Origin of the sequence: Nocardia australiensis (genome assembly GCF_020733705.1) — a bacterium.
Classification (GTDB): Bacteria; Actinomycetota; Actinomycetes; order Mycobacteriales; family Mycobacteriaceae; genus Nocardia; species Nocardia australiensis.
The window spans coordinates 233,359-251,707 of the sequence record NZ_JAJFZM010000005.1 but is presented as its reverse complement, the minus strand read 5'-3'; the positions used below and the strand labels follow the sequence as shown (position 1 = coordinate 251,707).

Annotated in this window: 18 protein-coding genes and 1 pseudogene; 14 read left to right on the top strand and 5 right to left on the bottom strand. The window is 64.3% G+C overall.

Annotation, left to right across the window (positions count from 1 at the left end; genetic code table 11):
• Positions 1 to 28 precede the first annotated feature (28 nt).
• The 10 genes and pseudogenes from LKE06_RS23485 to ligD all read left to right on the top strand — a co-directional run bounded on the left by LKE06_RS23485 (position 29) and on the right by ligD (position 9,286).
• Positions 29 to 1,321 carry a heavy-metal-associated domain-containing protein gene (locus tag LKE06_RS23485; protein WP_228001523.1) on the top strand — a complete coding sequence of 431 codons (1,293 nt, stop codon included), beginning with the start codon at positions 29 to 31 and terminating at the stop codon, positions 1,319 to 1,321.
• Positions 1,318 to 2,808, top strand: a complete 1,491-nt coding sequence (locus LKE06_RS23480; protein WP_228001522.1) for an alanine racemase — start codon at positions 1,318 to 1,320, stop codon at positions 2,806 to 2,808. Before LKE06_RS23485 ends, LKE06_RS23480 begins: the two co-directional genes overlap by 4 nt.
• A complete protein-coding gene (locus LKE06_RS23475) occupies positions 2,808 to 4,118 on the top strand; it encodes a pyridoxal-phosphate dependent enzyme (RefSeq protein ID WP_228001521.1) in 1,311 nt (436 codons plus the stop codon). The genes LKE06_RS23480 and LKE06_RS23475 overlap by 1 nt, the downstream gene beginning before the upstream one ends.
• A 67-nt stretch (positions 4,119 to 4,185) precedes the next feature.
• Positions 4,186 to 4,821 (top strand): TetR/AcrR family transcriptional regulator, encoded by a 636-nt coding sequence (locus LKE06_RS23470; protein WP_228001520.1) that lies wholly within the window; start codon positions 4,186 to 4,188, stop codon positions 4,819 to 4,821.
• Positions 4,822 to 4,911: 90 nt separating this feature from the next.
• Positions 4,912 to 5,169: pseudogene (locus tag LKE06_RS23465) on the top strand (hypothetical protein); the annotation flags it as partial.
• Positions 5,170 to 5,182: 13 nt separating this feature from the next.
• Entirely contained in the window at positions 5,183 to 5,416 is a 234-nt protein-coding gene (locus LKE06_RS23460; RefSeq protein WP_228001519.1) for an NfeD C-terminal domain-containing protein, read from the top strand.
• 19 nt (positions 5,417 to 5,435) lie between these two features.
• Positions 5,436 to 6,536 (top strand): SPFH domain-containing protein, encoded by a 1,101-nt coding sequence (locus LKE06_RS23455; protein WP_228001518.1) that lies wholly within the window; start codon positions 5,436 to 5,438, stop codon positions 6,534 to 6,536.
• A 35-nt stretch (positions 6,537 to 6,571) separates the two neighbouring features.
• A complete protein-coding gene (locus LKE06_RS23450) occupies positions 6,572 to 6,964 on the top strand; it encodes a cold-shock protein (RefSeq protein ID WP_372477416.1) in 393 nt (130 codons plus the stop codon).
• A gap of 232 nt (positions 6,965 to 7,196) precedes the next feature.
• Positions 7,197 to 8,288 carry an ATP-dependent DNA ligase gene (locus tag LKE06_RS23445; protein ID WP_228001515.1) on the top strand — a complete coding sequence of 364 codons (1,092 nt, stop codon included), beginning with the start codon at positions 7,197 to 7,199 and terminating at the stop codon, positions 8,286 to 8,288.
• Entirely contained in the window at positions 8,285 to 9,286 is a 1,002-nt protein-coding gene (ligD, locus tag LKE06_RS23440) for a non-homologous end-joining DNA ligase (protein ID WP_228001513.1), read from the top strand. The genes LKE06_RS23445 and ligD overlap by 4 nt, the downstream gene beginning before the upstream one ends.
• 1 nt (position 9,287) lies before the next feature.
• Here the strand turns inward: ligD and LKE06_RS23435 are convergent, their stop codons facing one another.
• The gene (locus LKE06_RS23435; protein WP_228001512.1) at positions 9,288 to 10,064 is read right to left on the bottom strand and encodes a DUF4190 domain-containing protein; all 777 of its coding nucleotides are present in this window, start codon (positions 10,062 to 10,064) and stop codon (positions 9,288 to 9,290) included.
• A 232-nt stretch (positions 10,065 to 10,296) separates the two neighbouring features.
• Between LKE06_RS23435 and LKE06_RS23430 the strand changes: the two genes are divergently transcribed.
• Positions 10,297 to 10,656 carry a hypothetical protein gene (locus LKE06_RS23430; RefSeq protein WP_228001511.1) on the top strand — a complete coding sequence of 120 codons (360 nt, stop codon included), beginning with the start codon at positions 10,297 to 10,299 and terminating at the stop codon, positions 10,654 to 10,656.
• 10 nt (positions 10,657 to 10,666) lie between these two features.
• Here LKE06_RS23430 and LKE06_RS23425 read toward each other — a convergent pair whose 3' ends face one another.
• From LKE06_RS23425 to LKE06_RS23415, 3 genes are all read right to left on the bottom strand, one after another.
• Positions 10,667 to 11,338 (bottom strand): TetR/AcrR family transcriptional regulator, encoded by a 672-nt coding sequence (locus tag LKE06_RS23425; protein ID WP_255649635.1) that lies wholly within the window; start codon positions 11,336 to 11,338, stop codon positions 10,667 to 10,669.
• Complete coding sequence (locus tag LKE06_RS23420; RefSeq protein WP_228001510.1) at positions 11,322 to 12,467, bottom strand: acyl-CoA dehydrogenase family protein; 1,146 nt, start codon at positions 12,465 to 12,467, stop codon at positions 11,322 to 11,324. The genes LKE06_RS23425 and LKE06_RS23420 overlap by 17 nt, the downstream gene beginning before the upstream one ends.
• A gap of 101 nt (positions 12,468 to 12,568) precedes the next feature.
• Positions 12,569 to 13,714, bottom strand: a complete 1,146-nt coding sequence (locus LKE06_RS23415) for a transglycosylase SLT domain-containing protein (RefSeq protein ID WP_228001509.1) — start codon at positions 13,712 to 13,714, stop codon at positions 12,569 to 12,571.
• 489 nt (positions 13,715 to 14,203) lie between these two features.
• Between LKE06_RS23415 and LKE06_RS23410 the strand changes: the two genes are divergently transcribed.
• Complete coding sequence (locus LKE06_RS23410; RefSeq protein WP_228001508.1) at positions 14,204 to 15,661, top strand: SDR family NAD(P)-dependent oxidoreductase; 1,458 nt, start codon at positions 14,204 to 14,206, stop codon at positions 15,659 to 15,661.
• A gap of 41 nt (positions 15,662 to 15,702) precedes the next feature.
• Positions 15,703 to 16,086, top strand: coding sequence for a DUF2784 domain-containing protein (locus tag LKE06_RS23405; protein WP_228001507.1), 384 nt, complete (start codon positions 15,703 to 15,705; stop codon positions 16,084 to 16,086).
• 41 nt (positions 16,087 to 16,127) lie between these two features.
• Here LKE06_RS23405 and LKE06_RS23400 read toward each other — a convergent pair whose 3' ends face one another.
• A complete protein-coding gene (locus tag LKE06_RS23400) occupies positions 16,128 to 16,901 on the bottom strand; it encodes a thioesterase II family protein (protein WP_228001506.1) in 774 nt (257 codons plus the stop codon).
• A 92-nt stretch (positions 16,902 to 16,993) separates the two neighbouring features.
• Between LKE06_RS23400 and LKE06_RS23395 the strand changes: the two genes are divergently transcribed.
• A complete protein-coding gene (locus tag LKE06_RS23395) occupies positions 16,994 to 18,340 on the top strand; it encodes a CoA transferase (protein WP_228001505.1) in 1,347 nt (448 codons plus the stop codon).
• Positions 18,341 to 18,349: the final 9 nt, after the last annotated feature.

The following is an 18,349-nucleotide window of genomic DNA, read 5'->3' as shown; positions in this document are numbered from 1 at the left end:
AGTGTTATGAACAAGCCGAGGAGGTCACGTGAGTATCGACGACAATCCGAACTACGACCGGCGGGCCGCATCCAGGGTACTGGCCGAACTCGCCCAGCCGGGACTGTTCGCGACACCCGTCGCCGTATCCACCCCCAGGCAAATCGAATACACCTGTGCCGCACTGCGTTCCGAGCCGGGTAGCCACCTCACCTTCTCACAGCGGCTCTATCTCGAACGGTTCATGCGTCCGTGCCAGCCCCATCAGGTGACCAGCGCGACCCATCGGATCGCGTGGACCGACAGTGACGGAATCCCCAATACCGGGCACTTCCGATCGGACGGGCTCGGCCCGCTGGTGCCGATCGCCATGCGTGAGACCGTGCTGACGCTGTGGCGTACACTGGCCTCGGATTCCGCTCTCGCAGAACGCATCAGCGGACTCGGTCCGCACTCGCGAACGGTGCTCAATGGCACCACCACCGATCATGAACCGATGGATATCTTCCGTGTCGGCATCGAAGCCACCGGGCGCGCGCTCGCCCAGCACGCGCTGCTCGCCCAGCAGACGCCGTATCGCAGCGCCGCCGAATTCGCCCACGGTATGCACGAATCCGGCATCTTCTCGGCGATCGCCACCCGCTGGTATTGGGAACTGCAGGCCTCTACCTATCGACGCGGCATGGTCCCGGTGACACTCGCCACGCAATCCGACGGGACCATGCGCTACACCGCGGATACGGTCGCGACCTTGCGCGCTATGAAGGATGCCACCATCGAAGACGCACACACCATCATGCGAAGGGCCACCAGGACAGAGGGATTGAGCGTCACCGAGGCGATCACCAAATACCACGACGATCTCGATCTCATTTCTCGCCAGTACGCGCTGTTACCCGCCAACACGCACCCCGCCTGCCTGGCCGCCATGCCACATCGACTCGGCGGCGAGCATTACACACTGCTGCCCTCCGTCGTGGAACAGTTCGTCGCGGTTTTCGGCGCGCTCGCCGAACGCATCGAGATCGTGCAGGTCAGTGACCATCTCGACGAGCTCACCGCCGACGGCGCGACCACCGCCGAAGATCATGTCTTCTATGTGCCGGACATGAATTGCAAACACTGTGTCCGCACGATCACCGGCGTCCTGGAGTCGATGGGCATCAGGGTGATCGATATCGATCTGACCAGCAAACGTGTGGTCGCCGAGTTCCGCAGCCCGCGCAATAGGGTTCGCGCATTCGAGACCATTCGGGACGGCGGGTACAACCCGGTCACCGAAAGGCCCGCGCTTGCGCTGGTCGAGCCCGCAGTGGCGCAGCCGTCGGAAAACGCCGTATGACGGCACCGCCACCGGCGCTGCCCGCGAAGATCCATCCGCGGGTGCGTGCCTTTCTCGGCACCCGCGACGTGCTGGAGGAGACACTGACTCGCTTCGGCTCCCCCATGCATCTGGTGTTCCCCCAGGTGTACGTCGACAATCTCCAACGATTGAGCGCGGTACTGGATCAATGCCTGCCACAGCACCGAATCTGCTACGCGCACAAGGTGAATCAGTCGCGGGCGTTCGTGCGCGCGGCCGCGAGTGCCGGCATCGCCATCGATGTCGCTTCACCGCAGGAACTCGCCGCCGCAATCGCCGCGGGCTTCGATCCGACGCGGATCGAGGTCACCGGCCCGAAAGGGGAGGCATTCCTGCGAGAGCTGATCGATGGCGGCGTAACCATCAATGTGGACAATCTCTGGGAGTTGCGCCGAGTTTCCGAACTTGCCGATGATCGCGCCGAAGTGCCGGTGCTACTGCGTGTTTCAGGGTTCCAGGATGCCGCGGCGAGCCGGTTCGGGGTGCCGCTGGTCCAGGTGGAGCGCGCGTTCGAGCTATTGACGGCAAATCGGAGCCGAATCCGATTCCTCGGCTTCGCCTTTCATATCGATTCGGGTGAACCCACCGAACGCATTCGGGCCTTCGACGCTTGCCTAGCGTTGATAGAACGAGCCTACGGACACGGACTCACGCCGTCGGTGCTGAATATCGGAGGCGGCTTCCGGCAGGTTTTCACCGCCGACGCCGACCGGTTCGACGAGTATGTGATCGCCCTGCGCACGGCGCTACTCGGCCGCGGCGAGCCGATGAGCTGGGCGAACAATTCCTTCGGCTATCACGTCGATGGCGGTGCGGTGCACGGGATTCCGGTCTTCCACAAGTACGGGAATACCGTGTCGGCGACCACCATGCTCGCCGAGCTGCTCGCAGCGCCGCTGGAGCGTCATGGTGGACGCACGGTGGCACAGGTAGCCGAGGACAACCTACTGACGGTGTGGCTGGAACCCGGCAAGGCGCTCGTCGACCATGCCGGGGTGACCGTGGCCAAGGTTGAGTTCGTCAAAGAATTGGCCGACGGCACGACGGTGGTCAATGTCGATCTCAGCCGCGACTCGGTGACCCCAGCCGATCAGGAGGTCATGGTCGATCCGATAGTCCTGCATGGCAATCCGCACGCCCGAACGGTGGACCAGCACGAATCCGACTGGGTCGGTGTCTATTTCGCCGGTCGGCTATGCCTGGAACGTGATCTGATCACCAATCACAAGGTGTGGCTGCCATGGCTGCCGCAGCCGGGCGACGTGGTGATCTTTCCCAATACCGCCGCCTACCATATGGACCTGTCAGCGGCGACGGCCTCCATGCACCCCGTGCCGATCAAATTGGCTGTGGAGCACCGAGGCGACGTATTCCAGATATGCCACGACCACGACTACACGCCCGAAGCCCCGGCGAGTGACGATCCACGCCGCTTCTCCCACGTCGACAGCGATGGGGCGCCGTAATGCGCTACGACCACATCACCGAACTCATCGGCAACACACCGCTGCTGCGGCTGGATCCAGCGGTGCACGGCCTGGAGAACGTCGAGCTGTACGCAAAACTGGAGTCCCACAATCCTTTCGGTTCCGTGAAGGACCGGGTCGCGTGGGGCATGATTCGCGATGACCTCGATCGAATACGGGCCGATGGCCAGACGTTGATCGAGGCGTCCAGTGGCAATACCGCGAAGGCACTGCGGATTCTCGGTGCGGTGCACGGTGTCGGACTGCGCGCGGTGACCAACCGCATCAAGGTGACCGAGGTTCGTGATCTCTTGCAGCTCTTCGGCACCGACATCGTGGAACTGCCCGGCCTGTCCGAATGCCCGGACCCGACCACACCGAATGATGTGTACTCGATTATCGAAGCCACCATGGCCAAGGAGGCCGGCACCTACTACCACGCCTCGCAATACACCAACGAAAAGAACATCGAAGCGCACTACAGCGGCACCGGCCGCGAGATTCACGAAGACCTCGCCGCCGACGGCATCACCCGCGTCGATTACCTCATCGGCGGCCTCGGCACCACCGGTTCCACCCGAGGAACCGCGACCTATCTGCTCCAGCACCATCCCGAATTACGCACCGTAGCAGTCGTTTCCGACCGCACCGACTTCATACCTGGCATTCGCTCGGAGAGTGAGATGTGGGACGTCGGCCTCTTCCAGCCCGACTTCTACGACCGCATCGTCACCATCGACTCCGGCCGCGCGGTGGAGGCGACTGTTCGCCTCGCCACCGGCTACGGCATTCTCGCTGGGCCGACCAGCGGTGCCGGGTACGCCGCGGCGCTCGAGACCTTGCGGGCCGCGCAGCGTTCCGACGGGCCTGTCGTCGCGGTGTTCATCGTCTGCGACCGGCTCGAGCCCTATCTTTCCTACTTCAAGAAACGCAGACCCGACCTGTTCGGCAGAGCCGATCGCCATCCGGCACCGACGACGGCCGAATTGGCCGCGACCCCCGCGCTCTCGCCCGACGAACTTGCCGACCTGGACCGAACCGCCCGGCCCACCATCATCGACACCCGGGGCGCCATGGCCTACCGCATCGGTCACATCCCCGGCGCCATCAATATTCGCGACGACCAACTCGACGATATGTTCGCCCACGGCATTCCTTTCCCCCGCTCACGCCCGCTGGTATTCGTCTGTCCCGTCGGCGAACTGTCGCTGCGTTTCGCCGCCACCGCCCGCGCCGCGGGTTTCGACGCCAGCAGCCTCTCCGGTGGCGTTGTCGGCTGGCGTGACAGCGGGCACCCCCTCGAACGCTGAGCGGTGCGAATGCCTGCTCGACACCGCACCGACGTAGGGACTCGCGGTCGCGCATTAATGTGGGGCGGTGCAGACAGGGCAGGAATCAGATGACGATGACGACGCCGGTCCCCGCATCTGGGGCGGCACGACGCTCACCGAGCGCAAACAAGCGCGCCGGACCGCACTACTCGAGGCCGCGCTGGATCTGATCGGGGAGGCCGGTGCCGCCGGGGTCACCATGCGCGCGGTGTGCCGGCGGGCCAATCTGACCGACCGCTACTTCTACGAGAGTTTCGCCAGTCGCGACGAATTGCTCGATGTGCTCTACCGTCAGGTCGCCGATGAATTCTTGGAGCCGATGACGGCGTTCGCAGAGACCGACGACCCCTCCCGAGATCGCGAGTTTTCGGCGATTCTGGTCGACAAGGTGCTCGGCGATCCGCGCAAATCGCGGCTTTTCCTGGTGGAGCCGTACTCGAGCACTGGCCTCGGCCAGACCACCATTTCGGTGATGCCGGTATTCACCCGGCTGATGCAGGACCACCTCTTCGCCTACATCGAGGATCCGGTGCGTCGTCGGCTGGCTGCTGTCACCATGGCCAGCGGAAACGCTGGCATGTTCTCGGCGTGGCTCAATGGTTCGCTGCGCGCCAGCCGTGATCAGATCGTCGACCACTGTGCCGAGACGATCGCCGCGTATCGATCGCTATATCGCTCCTGACCGGCGCCGTCGTCACACCCAAGTGAACGCGCGATCGGTTACCGGGCTCACATATGTGTTGCCCGCAGTCGCTCCCGAGTGTTTACTGGCGGTTCGCATGTCCGTGGCCTCAATACCGCTGCGATGCTGTGGTGTTCGGCGGCCGTCGGCGCATCGGCCGGGGCGGGCATGCTGGGTACCGCACTGGCGGGCGACCAGCGCGACGACCGGCAAATGGAGTCCGCCGTCAGCCGCCTCAGCCTGGAACCTTCGGTGACCAGCGTCGGTTGGGGTCGGTTGGCACAGTTCCGTGGCCGAAGCGCCGGGTGGCGCGCACCGCGTAGGCTGGCTGTTCTGGTGTCTAGCTGAGGAGTTCACCGCGATGACCGACCCCGTGCGGGGTTTGACAGGTACGCTGACATCGCCGATCCGGGGTGCCGGGATGTTGGGTGAGGTCTTGGTGGCGATTCGCGGGGGGACGGAACTGTACATCGCGCGGGCGGACGAGGCCATCTCGGCCGGAACAACCGTGTTGATCATTACCGTCAATCCTGGGCGCATCCTCGACGTTGTTCCGTGGATCCCACTGGCGCCCGATCGGCCCGAGGAAATGTGAAACAGTAAGGGAGACACACGTGCTGGGGTACCACGTACCGGATCCGGACGAGGCGATGCTCGTCAGCGGTGCCAAGAGCAGAGACAACGCGCCGTTCGGGGTGGTGATCGGACGCGGTAAATGGGTCATCCCGTTCTTCCGCAAGGTGAGTTACCTGTCGCTGGCCATGTTCGAGTCGGAGATACAGGAACGGTGCGTCACCAAGCAGGCCATCCAGCTAGAGGTGCGCGCGGTCATCGCGTTCAAGGTCGCCAACGACACCCAGTCGATCGTCAATGCGGCACAACGGTTCCTCTCCGAGCAGGAACGCGAGATGTCGGTGCTCACCGGGCGCATTTTCTCCGGTCATCTGCGTTCGATCGTCGGCTCGATGACGGTCGAGGAAATTATCCGGGAGCGGCAGCGATTGGCCGATGAGGTGCTGGTTGCCTCCAAGGTCGAGATGAGCAATATCGGGCTGTGGGTGGATTCCTTCCAGATTCAGTCCATCGACGACGGCAACCTCGGTTACATCACCGCGCTCGCCGCGCCGCACAATGCGGCCGTACAGCGGGACGCGCAGATCGCACAGTCGCAGGCCGCTCAACACGCCGCGGAGGCCGAGCAGGAGTCCCTGCGTCGCCAGGCCGAATACCAGCGCGAGACATCGATTCTGAAAGCCGAGTATCAGCGCGATATCGACAAAGCCAATGCGGAGGCCGCGCAGGCCGGCCCGCTGGCCCAGGCCAAGGCGCTGCAGGAGGTGTTGACCGCAAAGTCGGAGCAGGCTCGCAAGGAAGCCGAACTGCGCGAACAGCAATTGCAGGCCGAGGTCGTGAAACCGGCGCTGGCAGAAGCGGAACGGGTGCGCATCCTGGCCGTTGCCGAGGCCGACCGGACCCGAATCCAGGCCGAGGCGGCCGCCTCGAACAACCGAATCGCGTTGGACCAGTTACTGATCGAGCAGTTGCCGGAAATCGTCAAGCAGGCGTCCACTGGGCTGGCGAACGCGAACCTCACCGTGCTCAACGGGCCGGACGGGGTCGGAGAATTGGTCAACGGAATGGTCGGCCAGGGCCTTACCGTTTTCAACTCGTTGCAAAAAGCGCTTTCATCCAACGATGAAGAAAATGCGGGCTAAAGTGGCCGGATAGCTACGGCGAGGAGCGGGTGTTGGTGTCCATCGGAAAATTGGTGTCGTTCGACGGCTCTCGGGGTTTCGGGTTCATTCGTCCCGATGACGGTGGCCCGGATGTGTTCGTACACGTGAACGACATCGGATTGGACGAAGACCAGTTGCGTCAGGGTCGCGTGTTCGAATTCGACGTGACCGAGGGCGAGCGCGGACCGAAAGCGATCAATCTGACCGCGGTCGGCGGTGCGCCGACACCACCCGCTCCCCGGCATAAGAAGGACCGCGCGTCGTCCGGCCCGCTGTCCGCGGCCGAACACAAGCGCCAGATCACCGAACTCCTCCTGGATGCGAGCCCCGCCCTCACTGCGGGCGAAATCCTCACCATTCGCGACCGGCTCACCGCCTATGCCGACCAGCACGGCTGGCTGGACTGAATTCGGTTCAACCGAGCCGGTCGCGCGTTCGCAGCAGCGAACTCCCACTTACCAGGGCACCTGATTCGTGCGGTGTGCCCAACCGCTGCGGCGGCTGACGCGCGCGCCGAAAGTTCACGTTCTTGTCGGACCCGCCACTTACGATCGAGCCGGACCCACGGCCGTGGCGAACCGATGATTCCTGGTCGACCACCACGTCAACATGGGTAAGGAACGACCCTAGGAGGATCGAGTGGAGCTACCGGTGATGCCGCCCGTCCGGCCGATGCTGGCGAAGACGGCGCCGTCCGTCCCGCGCGAGCCGGGCCTGAGTTACGAGCCGAAGTGGGACGGCTTCCGCTGCGTTGTCTTTCGCGACGGCGACGAGATCGAGCTCGGTTCGCGCAATGATCGTCCGCTGACCAGATATTTCCCGGAGGTCGCCGAGCTGTTGAAGCAGGCGCTGCCGGACAAATGCGTGGTGGACGGCGAAATCGTGGTGGTCACCGACCAGGGGTTGGATTTCGACATCCTGCAGAATCGGCTGCACCCGGCGGCATCGCGGGTGAACAAGCTCGCCAAGGAAACACCGGCCAGTTTCGTCGCCTTCGATCTGCTCGCACTCGGCGAGGACGATCTGACCGGGAAACCGTTCAGCCAGCGAAGGCGGCTGCTGGAAACCATCCTCGACACCGGCCTCACGCGGGTGATCCTCACCCCGATCACGCAGGATCCCGATGTCGCCGAGGACTGGTTCACCCGATTCGAAGGCGCCGGTTTCGACGGCGTCATGGTCAAATCGAACGATCAGCCCTATCTCGCGGACAAACGGGTGATGTTCAAGGTCAAACACGAGCGCACCGCGGATTGTGTGGTGGCCGGTTTCCGGTGGCACAAGGACGGTGAAGGCGTCGGTTCGCTGCTGCTCGGACTCTTCGACGACGAAGGCAATATGCATCATGTCGGAGTCGCGAGCAGTTTCACGGCGGCCAAGCGCAAGTCACTGGTCGAGGAACTGAAACCGTTGCGGGAGAACGCGCTCGAGAATCATCCGTGGCGCGAATGGGCGGACGCGGCGGCGCAGGCGAAAGCCGACGGAAAAATGCCGGGCGGCGTCAGCCGGTGGACCGGCGGCAAGGACCTTTCGTGGGAGGCGCTGCGCCCGGAGTTGGTTGCCGAGGTCCGCTACGAACATGTGCAGTCGGGCCGATTACGCCATGGCGGCAGGCTGGTGCGGTTCCGCACCGACCGCACCCCGCAATCGTGCACATACGCCCAACTCGACGAGGTCGCGCCTGCCGAATTGGGCACCCTGTTCACCGCCGCCGCCGAGGAGACGCGATGAGCGAGTCCGTAGATATCGAGGTGGCAGGCAGGACCGTCACCATCAGCAATCCCGGCAAGGTCTACTTCACCAAGCGCGGTGAGACGAAACTGGATCTCGTGCGTTACTACCAGGCGGTGGCGCAGCCCTTCCTGAATGTGGTCGGCAATCGTCCGCTGCTGCTGGAGCGCTATCCCGATGGCGCATCGGGCAAATCATGGTTCCAGAAGCGGGTACCGAAATCCGCGCCGGACTGGCTGCACACCGTGGAGGTCTCCACCCCCAACGGCACCACCAGCGACGCACTGGTGGCATACGATCTCGCACACATTCTGTGGGCGGTGAACCAGGGCTGCTTGGGTTTCCATGTCTGGCCGAATCACGTCGACGATCTGAAGATCGCCGATGAACTTCGCATCGACCTGGATCCGTCCCCCGGCATTACATTCGACGATCTCAAACGTGCCGCCGTGCTGACCCGCGAACTGTGCACCGAACTCGGAATCCAAACCTGGATCAAGACTTCCGGCTCACGCGGATTACACATTTACGCCGCGCTGGAACCGAATTGGGATGGCTACCAGGTCCGTGCCGCCGCCGTCGCGCTGGCTCGCGAACTCGAGCGCCGCCACCCCGATGAGATCACCGCGCAATGGTGGAAGGAGGAACGCGGCAGCCGCGTATTCATCGACTTCAACCAAAATGCGCCGCACAAAACGGTTTTCGGTGCCTGGTGCGTACGTCCGAAGGTCGGCGCTCAGGTGTCTACGCCGATCGCATGGTCCGAACTCGATACTGTCGTCCCCGACGAACTCACCATCGCGACGGTGCCGCACCGCCTGGCCGAACTCGGCGATCCGTGGGCGGATCGTCCCCCGCAATCCATCGCCGCGCTGCTGGAAATGTCCGAACGCGATCTGGCGTCGGGTTTGATGGACGCCCCGTGGCCGCCGCAGTATCCGAAGATGCCCAACGAACCACCCCGTGTTCAACCCAGCCGCGCCAAAAAGGCGGAGTAGCTCACTCGGTGATCCACACCGCCCAGGCGCGTCCCTCACAAACCAGGGCCCGGCCGTCGGCGGTGCGGGCGCTCTTCGCGCCGGTCGAATCACATTTCCCACCGACTTCGGCAACCGTGGACGCCACGGTAAAGGGGCCTGCCCATTTGTATGGGCCGCTCGAACCGCCACCCGATAGGCATAGCAACGTGCTGCCCTCGGCCGTCGTCGCGATCAGTCCCGCTTGGGTGTCGGTGCATGCCGTTGCCTGCTTCACCACACCCGGGTTGGCCGCCGTGGTGCTCGAGACCGCCGCCGATGTCGGTTTCGGAACGGGAGTGGTCAGGGCCGTATCGGCCACGGTGGGTGGCACCGCGGCGGTAGGACTCGCCGATATCGCCGCCGTCTTTCCCGCGCGGGTAACGACATCCGGAAAAAGATTGCTGTTCAACAACACAATCCCCGCCACCGCGACCACTTCCAGAATTCCCAGTAGCAGCGCGAAGAATGCCATGGTCTTGCCGCGGGGGTGACTGAAAGCGATTAGACCGAACACGATCGCGACCGGAAACAATCCGACCAACGCCGCGACCAACGCCACCACGGAATAGGGATTGATAATCGGCGGGACCTCTACCCGCAGCCGACCGGTCCGCCTGCGCCCCTCGTATTCCGGGTCAGCGCGGCGTTCCGGTGACTCCTCCTCTTCCCAGCGGTCGTCGGGCTCTGGCTGCGACCAGTGACCTTCCTGCTGCGTCTGCGGCCATCGCTCGGCCTCCCGGCGTTCCGTCCGTACCATGCCAGGTCCCTCTCACATCACCACTCGCGCGGGACCTCGTTCTGCTCGAAGCCACCATCTCAGCCCGAATGTCCTATCGGCCGTCACCAAAGCGTAATAATGCCCGGTGCGACGCGAACTGGCAGCGCGAAATAACAAACGCGCATAGACCTCTCGCGCAACGCCCCCCGGAGGGTCATGCTGGGCACATAACGCACGAACCTACCGCGCGGGACTCATGCAGGGAGGATCCATGTTCGGTGCCAAAGATTCGACGCGAAAACGGCCGTGGCACGCGCAGGCCGGCGACCTGCTTTTGGACAACTACAACGTGCCCGGATTGATCCTGTGCGCATTCGGCATTGTCGGAATAGCGTGCACGCTCACCGCGGCGGGATCCGGGTTCACCGGTTGGGCGCAGATCGGGGCGGTAGCGACCGCCGCACTCTGGATCGTCGGAATAGCGGCACTGATCGTCGAACATCGTCGCGAGGAAGTGATCGAGCTGAAGTACGGCAGGCACGGGCACGCACCCGGACATATCGCGGCCGTGCGCTACAGCGCCGAGCAGTTGCGACTCGGCGCTGCCCCCACCAGGGGCCTGACGGGCTAGTCGACCCGGCTCAACGCCTGCGGTCCACCTTCGGCATTGTTTCGGTCACGAGCGTCAGCAGCATGTCCGCGAGGAGTTCGTGCACTTGGTCTCGGGTGAGAGTGCCACGCGTGATCCATTCCCGGCCCGCCACTTTCACCAAACCGCCGAATGCGCGGACCATGGCGCGCAATTGCGCATCGTGTGCGGAATCGGCGCGTCCGACCATCAGCAGTGTTCGTTCGGCGGCCGCGTCGTCGGCTTGATCGAGGATCTGCTGTACCTCGGGATCATTGCCGACGCCTTCGTGGCTGGTCACCTTCACCCAGGTACTGCCGTGCTCGGAGATGACATCGAGCAGCCAGTGCACACTTGCGTCGACACGTTCCCGATCGGTGCCGCTCGGTGCCACCATGTCGTCGAGCCTGGGCAGCGTCACCATCCGGCGCACCACCGCCAGATACAGGTCGCGCTTGTTGCCGAAGTAGTGGTTGATCAGACCGCGCGCGACCCCGGCCCGCTGGGCCAGTTCCGCGGTCGATACAGCCGCATACGGTCGTTCGCCGAACATATCGATCGCGCAGGCGAGGATTTGCGCACGCCTTTCGTCGGGCTCGAGCCTGCGCCTGCGTGGCTGGGCCTCCTCGGCGCCCGATTGCGCCGACGAGGCCGTCTCACGCCGGACTTCAGAGAGATCGGGCAATGAGATCCTTCATCACCTCGTTGCTGCCCGCGAGGATGCGCAGCACACGAGCGCCGGTGTAGAGCTGGGAAATCGGATACTCCGTCATGTAGCCGTAGCCGCCGAACAGTTGCAGGCAGCGGTCGACCACAATACCGAGCTGGTCGGTCAACCAGTACTTCGACATCGCAGCAGTGGGAATATCGAGTTCGCCGCGCAGATGCTTGACGACGCAGTCATCGAGGAAGGTGCGACTCACCTTCGCGATGGTCGCGCACTCGGCCAATTCGAACTTGGTGTTCTGCATGGCATACAGCGGCTTACCGAACGCCTGGCGCTGCTTGGTGTAGTCGACGGTAAGCCCGACCGCCTTCTCCATCATCGCTACCGCGATGACGCCGGTGACCAGTCGCTCCTGGGCGAGCAACTGCATCATCTGATAGAAGCCCTGCCCTTCGGCCTCGCCGAGCAGGTTGGACGCGGGCACTCGCAGGCCGTCGAAGAACAGTTCGGCGGTGTCCTGAGCCTTGCCACCGATTTTGTTCAGAATCCGGCCGCGCGTGAAGCCCGGGGTGTCCGCGCCGACTTCGGCGAAGATCAGGGACACGCCCGCGGCACCTTTGGTCGGGTCGGTCTTGACGGCGATGATGATGCCGTCGCAGAGCCAGCCGTTGGTGATGAAGATCTTGGAGCCGGTGATGACGTATTCGTCGCCCTCGCGCACCGCGCGAGTAGTGATGTTCTGTAGGTCCGAGCCGGTACCCGGTTCGGTCATGCCGATCGAAAGCACCATCTCGCCGCTGGCGGCCTTGGGTAGCACGCGCCGCTTGAGTTCCTCGGAGCCGAACTCGTTCAGGTAGGGCGCGATGATCGAGCTGTGCACCGGGATGCCCATGGAACCATCCCCGGCGAACGCCTGTTCCTCGATGATGGCGGCCTCGTGCGCGAAGGTGCCGCCGCCACCGCCATATTCGGCCGGGATCGCGGCACACAGCAGACCGAGCTCACCGGCCCGGTTGTAGAGCGCCCGGTCGGGATGCCCCTGGGCGACGAACTTCTCCTCGTGCGGAACGACTTCCTTCTCGAAGAACGTCTTGGCTAGGTCGCGTACGGCCTCGACCTCGTCATCACTCCACGCGGCGCGCGCCATCGTCGAATCCTTTGCTCACGTCGGATCGGCCTCGGTGCCGACTCCTCGCTCTCAGATTCCAGCACTATTGGCATGATGTCAACAATGGACGGGTGTCGCGTTCAGTAGCCTTTCGCCGAAGCGCCCGGGTGTGCTTGCTGAACTTCTGCCGCCAAGTTGCTGCCGTCGGGATGGACGCCGTACCGCTTCGTCACGTACTCCATGCTAGCGGCGATATTCGCTACCGGATCGAGCATATTAGTCGAGGTTCCGTTGACATGGTTCGAATCGAAAGTGGGCTTGATGACTTGTGCCAGCCCGCCCGACGGAGTTCCGTTTTCGGCGTTAATATCCCAATTATTCATGGCATTGGGATTGTAATCGGATTCTCTCTTGGTCAGGACACGATAACCGTCCAGCCAGTTCTGAAGGGCCGCGTCGTGCACCGCTTTATTTGTGCGCAAGGGGTCATCCGCCGGGACATGTTCTTTCAAGTAGTACTCGAATGCTTCCTTGATTGCGCTGTCAACGAGGGGAGTGCCTGGGTAATCCTTGTAATCGCCCCTCGCCGGAGGACCCGGTGAATAATTGCCGGCAGTGGAAATCGGTGACGCGTAGCCGCCACCACCACCCGAACTCGACGCCGGGTAGCTGGGCATGTACCCACCTCCTCCGCCGCCACCAGCAGAGGCGGCAGCCGTATTGAGGGGCCGCGAACCATCGCTCATGGGAGACGCACCGGTGATTTTCTCCGCATGGGCGAGGATCTCGTCGGACGCACCTTGGATCGCTTCGGCCACATTGACGAGGGCTTTGAGCGCAATATCGAGCATCCGCGATTCCCAGTCGCGTGAAACGAAGCCCGTCTTTTCACTCGGCGGGGGCGCAGTCTTCAAGGCATCCTGTGCGGGCTTCACGCACTCTTTACACTTGGACAAGGTGGTACTCACGATTCCCGCCACGTCAAAGGTTGAGAAATCGACATCCTTGTCCATGTCGCCCAACCCCTTTTTTACCTCGTCTACCTTTCCGAGGCGCTCAGAGTAATCTTTGGCCATCGCTCCATTAGTCTGCGAATCGACAAGACCCTCCTCGCTGAGCTCCTTCAGCACTTTCGGGGCCCCCGACGGGTTGCCCGTCGACATCTGATCCGCCAAGTCTTGAATAATTTTCTTGTACGTGGCCAGGGCTCCCCGAAATCCCGCCGTTGTATGAGCAGGAGGGTCCAGCTTGACGACCCAGCGCCCAGGAGGAGGCGTACCAGTCATCGCGACATCCGACAGTCGAGTGCCCGGATTGCCGGGTGACCTGCGAACCGCGACATCGTATCCTCACTCGTTCGGCAAACTGATCGGCCGTTCGGCCCGTCCTACCGAGGATCAACCATTCCCAATAGTGGGCATATTCGACGGTCTGCTGCGGGCGCGGCAGCCGTGCGTCACCCAGCCAGAGATCGGTGATTGATATAACGGCACCCTTGGCGCAGCCGGAAGGATTTCCGCACCGACAGTACGACTTGCTGCGTGCGGGACCCTCTCGGGGGCGATACAACCTCGACCGGGAAAATCGCGATTGCGCCGGGATCGTGGAGGCGGCGTGGTGGCCGACCTCGGCCGAGCGGGTCGGCTGTGATTGCCGACCGGAAGGGGTGCCGGGCAGTCCGGCCGGCCGCGACCACCCGCGCCGACCGGCTCGGGCGTCGATGCGACAATAGACGCGACCCCGCCCCAGTTCACGAAGGATAAACCCGCATTCCGATGGCCGAGAACACCGTGTCGACTTCGCCCGAAACCCAGGCCATCGACCCGGCCGAGCTGGCAATCTGCCTGCGAGTGCTCGATCAGGCGGGGCGTTTGGACAAGCAGGATCCCGATTCGATCGCCGTGCAGCGCGCTGTCGGGCACATGTTCAAGAAGCTCAAGCTGCGTCGTCGCACCGAGGCCAAGAACGCGGTGGCGGAGGCGGACCGCGCGGTCGTCGCCGCGACCGCGACCGGATCGCCGAACCGGATCGATGACGAGACCGCGGGCATACCGTTGACCTCGAATGCCGCGGGCGCCAGCGCCGGCACGTTGCTGCGGCCACGGCCCTGCTATATGTGCAAGCAGCGCTATACCCGGGTCGACGCCTTCTACCATCAGCTATGCCCGGAATGCGCCGCGCGCAGCCACGAGAAGCGCGATGCCCGCACCGATCTGTCCGGCCGGCGCGCGCTGCTGACCGGTGGCCGCGCGAAGATCGGGATGTACATCGCGCTTCGGCTGCTGCGCGACGGAGCCCACACCACCATCACGACCCGCTTCCCCAATGACGCTATCCGCCGCTTCGCGGCCATGGACGACAGCGACGATTGGCTGCACCGGCTGCGCATCGTCGGTATCGACCTGCGCGATCCGGCGCAGGTGGTAGCCCTCGCCGACGACGTCGCCGCGCAGGGCCCTCTCGACATCCTCATCAATAACGCCGCGCAGACCGTGCGACGCTCCCCCGGCGCCTACAGCGCGCTGGTCGACGCCGAAACTGGGCCATTGCCCGCCGGGACGCTGCCCGAACTCGTGACCTTCGGCAAGACCATGCAGGCCCACCCGACCGCGCTGACCGCCTCGCTCGCCCCGAGCTTGACCGCCGCCGATGTCGCCGAGCTGGCTCTGGTCGCGGGATCCGCCACACCGGAACGTATTTCGCAGGGCGTCGCCATCGACGCGGGCGGGCTGGTGCCCGACCTCGCGCATACCAACAGCTGGGTGCAGACCGTCGCCGAAGTGGATCCGACCGAGTTGCTCGAAGTGCAGCTGTGCAATTCGGTCGCGCCCTTCATCCTGGTCTCCCGGCTGCGCCCGTCCATGGCCGCCGCCCCAGCGCGTCGCAAGTACGTGGTGAACGTGTCCGCCATGGAGGGCCAGTTCTCCCGCGCCTACAAGGGTCCTGGCCACCCGCACACCAATATGGCCAAGGCCGCGTTGAATATGTTGACCCGCACCAGTTCCCGGGAAATGCTCGAGGAAGACGGCATTCTGATGACCGCCGTCGACACCGGCTGGATCACCGACGAGCGACCGCACTACACGAAGCTGCGCCTCGCCGAAGAGGGCTTCCACGCACCGCTGGACCTGGTCGACGGCGCCGCCCGCGTCTACGACCCGATCGTGCAGGGCGAAAACGGGACCGACCTGCACGGCTGCTTCCTCAAGGACTACCAGCCCTCACCCTGGTGAAGACGGCCGGTCACCGACCGGCGACCAACTAAACTGGACGTGTGCCGTACCAACTGCTCGTCGACGTCACCGCCGCCGTGCATTTCGCGTTCGTCGCCTACGTTGTCGTCGGCGGTTTCATCGCGTGGCGATGGCCACGCACCGTCTGGCTGCACGTGCTCGCCGTCAGCTGGGGTTTCAGCACGGTGCTGTTCGGCTTCGCCTGTCCGCTCACCTATCTCGAGAACTGGGCACGGCTACGAGCAGGCGACGCCGGGTTGCCATCGAGCGGATTCATCGACCACTACCTGACCGGCGTCATCTACCCGGAGAGCGCGCTCGGTTTGGTACGCGTGCTGGTCGTGGCCTGCATTGTGCTGTCGTGGGCCGGGTTGATATGGCTGACGCGTCAGCGCGGACACCACCGCGTCCGCCCTTCCACCTAGCCCCCGATCGACGGGCCGAAATCACGCACAGGGAACCGTTCTCAGGCCGGGCCACCCGCACGCGCCAGGGTTGCCGTGATGAACTCCGCGACGTCGGCCACATGCTCGTCCAGATAGAAATGGCCGCCCGGGAATACCGCGTCGGCGAAGCCGGCGCGAGTGTGCTCGCGCCATTGCGACGCCTGCTGCGGTGTCACAGTGGGATCCTCGGTACTCACCAGCACCGCGATATTCCCTACCAGCGGATCACCGTCGCGATACACATAGGTTTCCACGGCTTGATAGTCGCTGCGGACCGCAGGCAGTACCAGCTCGGCGAGGCTGGGTTCATCGCGCAATATCGCCACCGACGCGGGATCGTTCGCCAGTCGTTCCAAGTCACCGATCAATGCGTCGTCCGAGGCGAGATGCAGTCGGCTCGGTTCTATGAAAGTCGGTGCGGGACGACCGGATACGAACAACGTCGTCACCGGCTGCCCGGCGCGCTCGAGGCGTCGGGCGGTTTCGAACGCCACCGTCGCGCCCATGCTGTGGCCGAACAGCGACAGTCGCTCGACCCGGCCCTGACCAAGGACCTGCGCGGCGATCCGATCGGCGAGGGTGCCGATATCCCCGATCGCGGGCTCACTCAGGCGATCCTGTCTGCCTGGATACTGCACCGCCGCAACGGCGACGCCGGCGCCGAGCTTCGCGGCCAGCGACCGGTATGCGCTGACGGTTCCACCGCCCGGCGGAAAGCACAGCATTTGGTGCAGGGCGCCGGCCTCCGGCCGCAGCACTCGCAACCAGTCCGTTGCCACAATGGTCGCACCCACCGATATCTCCCTATCCCTCGAACCCGTCGCAGCGACCCGCCCTTCATCAGCGTGCCGCACACTACTTCCGGTCAACAACTACTCTCGATGCCGTGAACGCGCACCAACAGCTAATCCGCGACTACGAGGCCGGCATCGGAGTCACCGCATCGGGCAACATCCCGGCCTTCGATTCTGGTAGCAACCTGGTCGCGACACTGCCGGTTCCCTCGTTGGCCGCCGGATCGGTGGCCGCACTCAACGCCGCCGCGAATCGTATGCGGACAGCGCGCGGCTTGGACACCGTATCCTTCCGGCTGGACCCCGACCGCATCTGCGCCGCGTTCCGCAGTGACCGCCTACTGCGCATGCAAGGGCAACCTCCGGCACAGTTCGCGGACCTGTCCGGCTTCTTCCCTACCTTCGACGGCTGGGTACGCACCCATGCGAACTATCCGCACCATCGAGCGCGGTTGCTCGCCGCGCTCGACCTGCCCGCCGACACTCCGGTCGATCTGGCCGTCGCGCACTTGGCGATGACGCGAGCCTGCGATATCGAGGACCGCGCCGCCGCAACGGGCGCTGTCGCGGTCCGCCTTCGCACCGAGCAAGAGTGGGCGCAGAGTCCGGAAGGCCAAGCCGCCGCAGCCGGGCCGCTGGTGGCGGTCGAGACACGTGATGATCGCGCGGAACCTGGATTTACGAGCGGCGCAACACCTTTGCAGCCGCTGCGCGGAGTGCGGGTGCTCGACCTGACCAGGGTTATCGCCGGACCGGTTGCGACCCGTGCGTTGGCGTTGCTCGGTGCGGAGGTGCTGAGGATCGATCCGCCGCAGCTGCCGGAGATCGAATGGCAGTATGCCGATTGCTGTCAGGGCAAGCGATCCACACTGCTCGACCTGCGCACCCAACTGGCGGTTTTCAACGAACTGCTGGCATCGGCCGACGTCCTGATCACCGGATACCGGCCGGGTTCGCTGGAACGCGCCGGAGTCACCGCCGCCACCCGCCCTGGACTAATCCACGGCCGGGTGAGCGCGTGGGGCGAATCGGGTCCTTGGGGCAAGCGCCGTGGCTTCGATTCCATTGTCCAAGCGGCAACGGGGATTTCGATCCTCGAAGGTGCCGAAGCACTCCCCGGCGCCCTGCCCGCGCAAGCGCTCGATCACGCTTCCGGCTATCTACTCGCCGCCGGTGTCGTCGACGCACTGGTTGCCCGGGCCTCCGACGGAATCGGGCGCGATGTCCGAGTCGCGCTCGCGCGCACCGCGTCCTGGCTACTTGCCATGCCCGAACGGACACCCGATCACCCACGCGCCGCCGAGCCGCGACCCGATTGGGCCGTAACGCACGGCACCGTCGTCACCGCCGCACCCGCCCTGGCGGAATACCCCGACTACGCCTGGCCCGCCCCGCCTTACGGCAGCGACACTCCCCGATGGCCGGTCCGCACCCGCTGACCGGAACAT

Excerpts from the sequence above, each read along its gene's own strand:
- LKE06_RS23480 (WP_228001522.1), top strand. The coding sequence starts at position 1,318 with ATGACGGCACCGCCACCGGCGCTGCCCGCGAAGATCCATCCGCGGGTG.
- LKE06_RS23475 (WP_228001521.1), top strand. The coding sequence starts at position 2,808 with ATGCGCTACGACCACATCACCGAACTCATCGGCAACACACCGCTGCTG.
- LKE06_RS23460 (WP_228001519.1), top strand. The coding sequence starts at position 5,183 with ATGACCGACCCCGTGCGGGGTTTGACAGGTACGCTGACATCGCCGATC.
- ligD (WP_228001513.1), top strand. The coding sequence starts at position 8,285 with ATGAGCGAGTCCGTAGATATCGAGGTGGCAGGCAGGACCGTCACCATC.
- LKE06_RS23435 (WP_228001512.1), bottom strand. The coding sequence starts at position 10,064 with ATGGTACGGACGGAACGCCGGGAGGCCGAGCGATGGCCGCAGACGCAG.
- LKE06_RS23430 (WP_228001511.1), top strand. The coding sequence starts at position 10,297 with ATGTTCGGTGCCAAAGATTCGACGCGAAAACGGCCGTGGCACGCGCAG.
- LKE06_RS23420 (WP_228001510.1), bottom strand. The coding sequence starts at position 12,467 with ATGGCGCGCGCCGCGTGGAGTGATGACGAGGTCGAGGCCGTACGCGAC.
- LKE06_RS23415 (WP_228001509.1), bottom strand. The coding sequence starts at position 13,714 with ATGACTGGTACGCCTCCTCCTGGGCGCTGGGTCGTCAAGCTGGACCCT.
- LKE06_RS23410 (WP_228001508.1), top strand. The coding sequence starts at position 14,204 with ATGGCCGAGAACACCGTGTCGACTTCGCCCGAAACCCAGGCCATCGAC.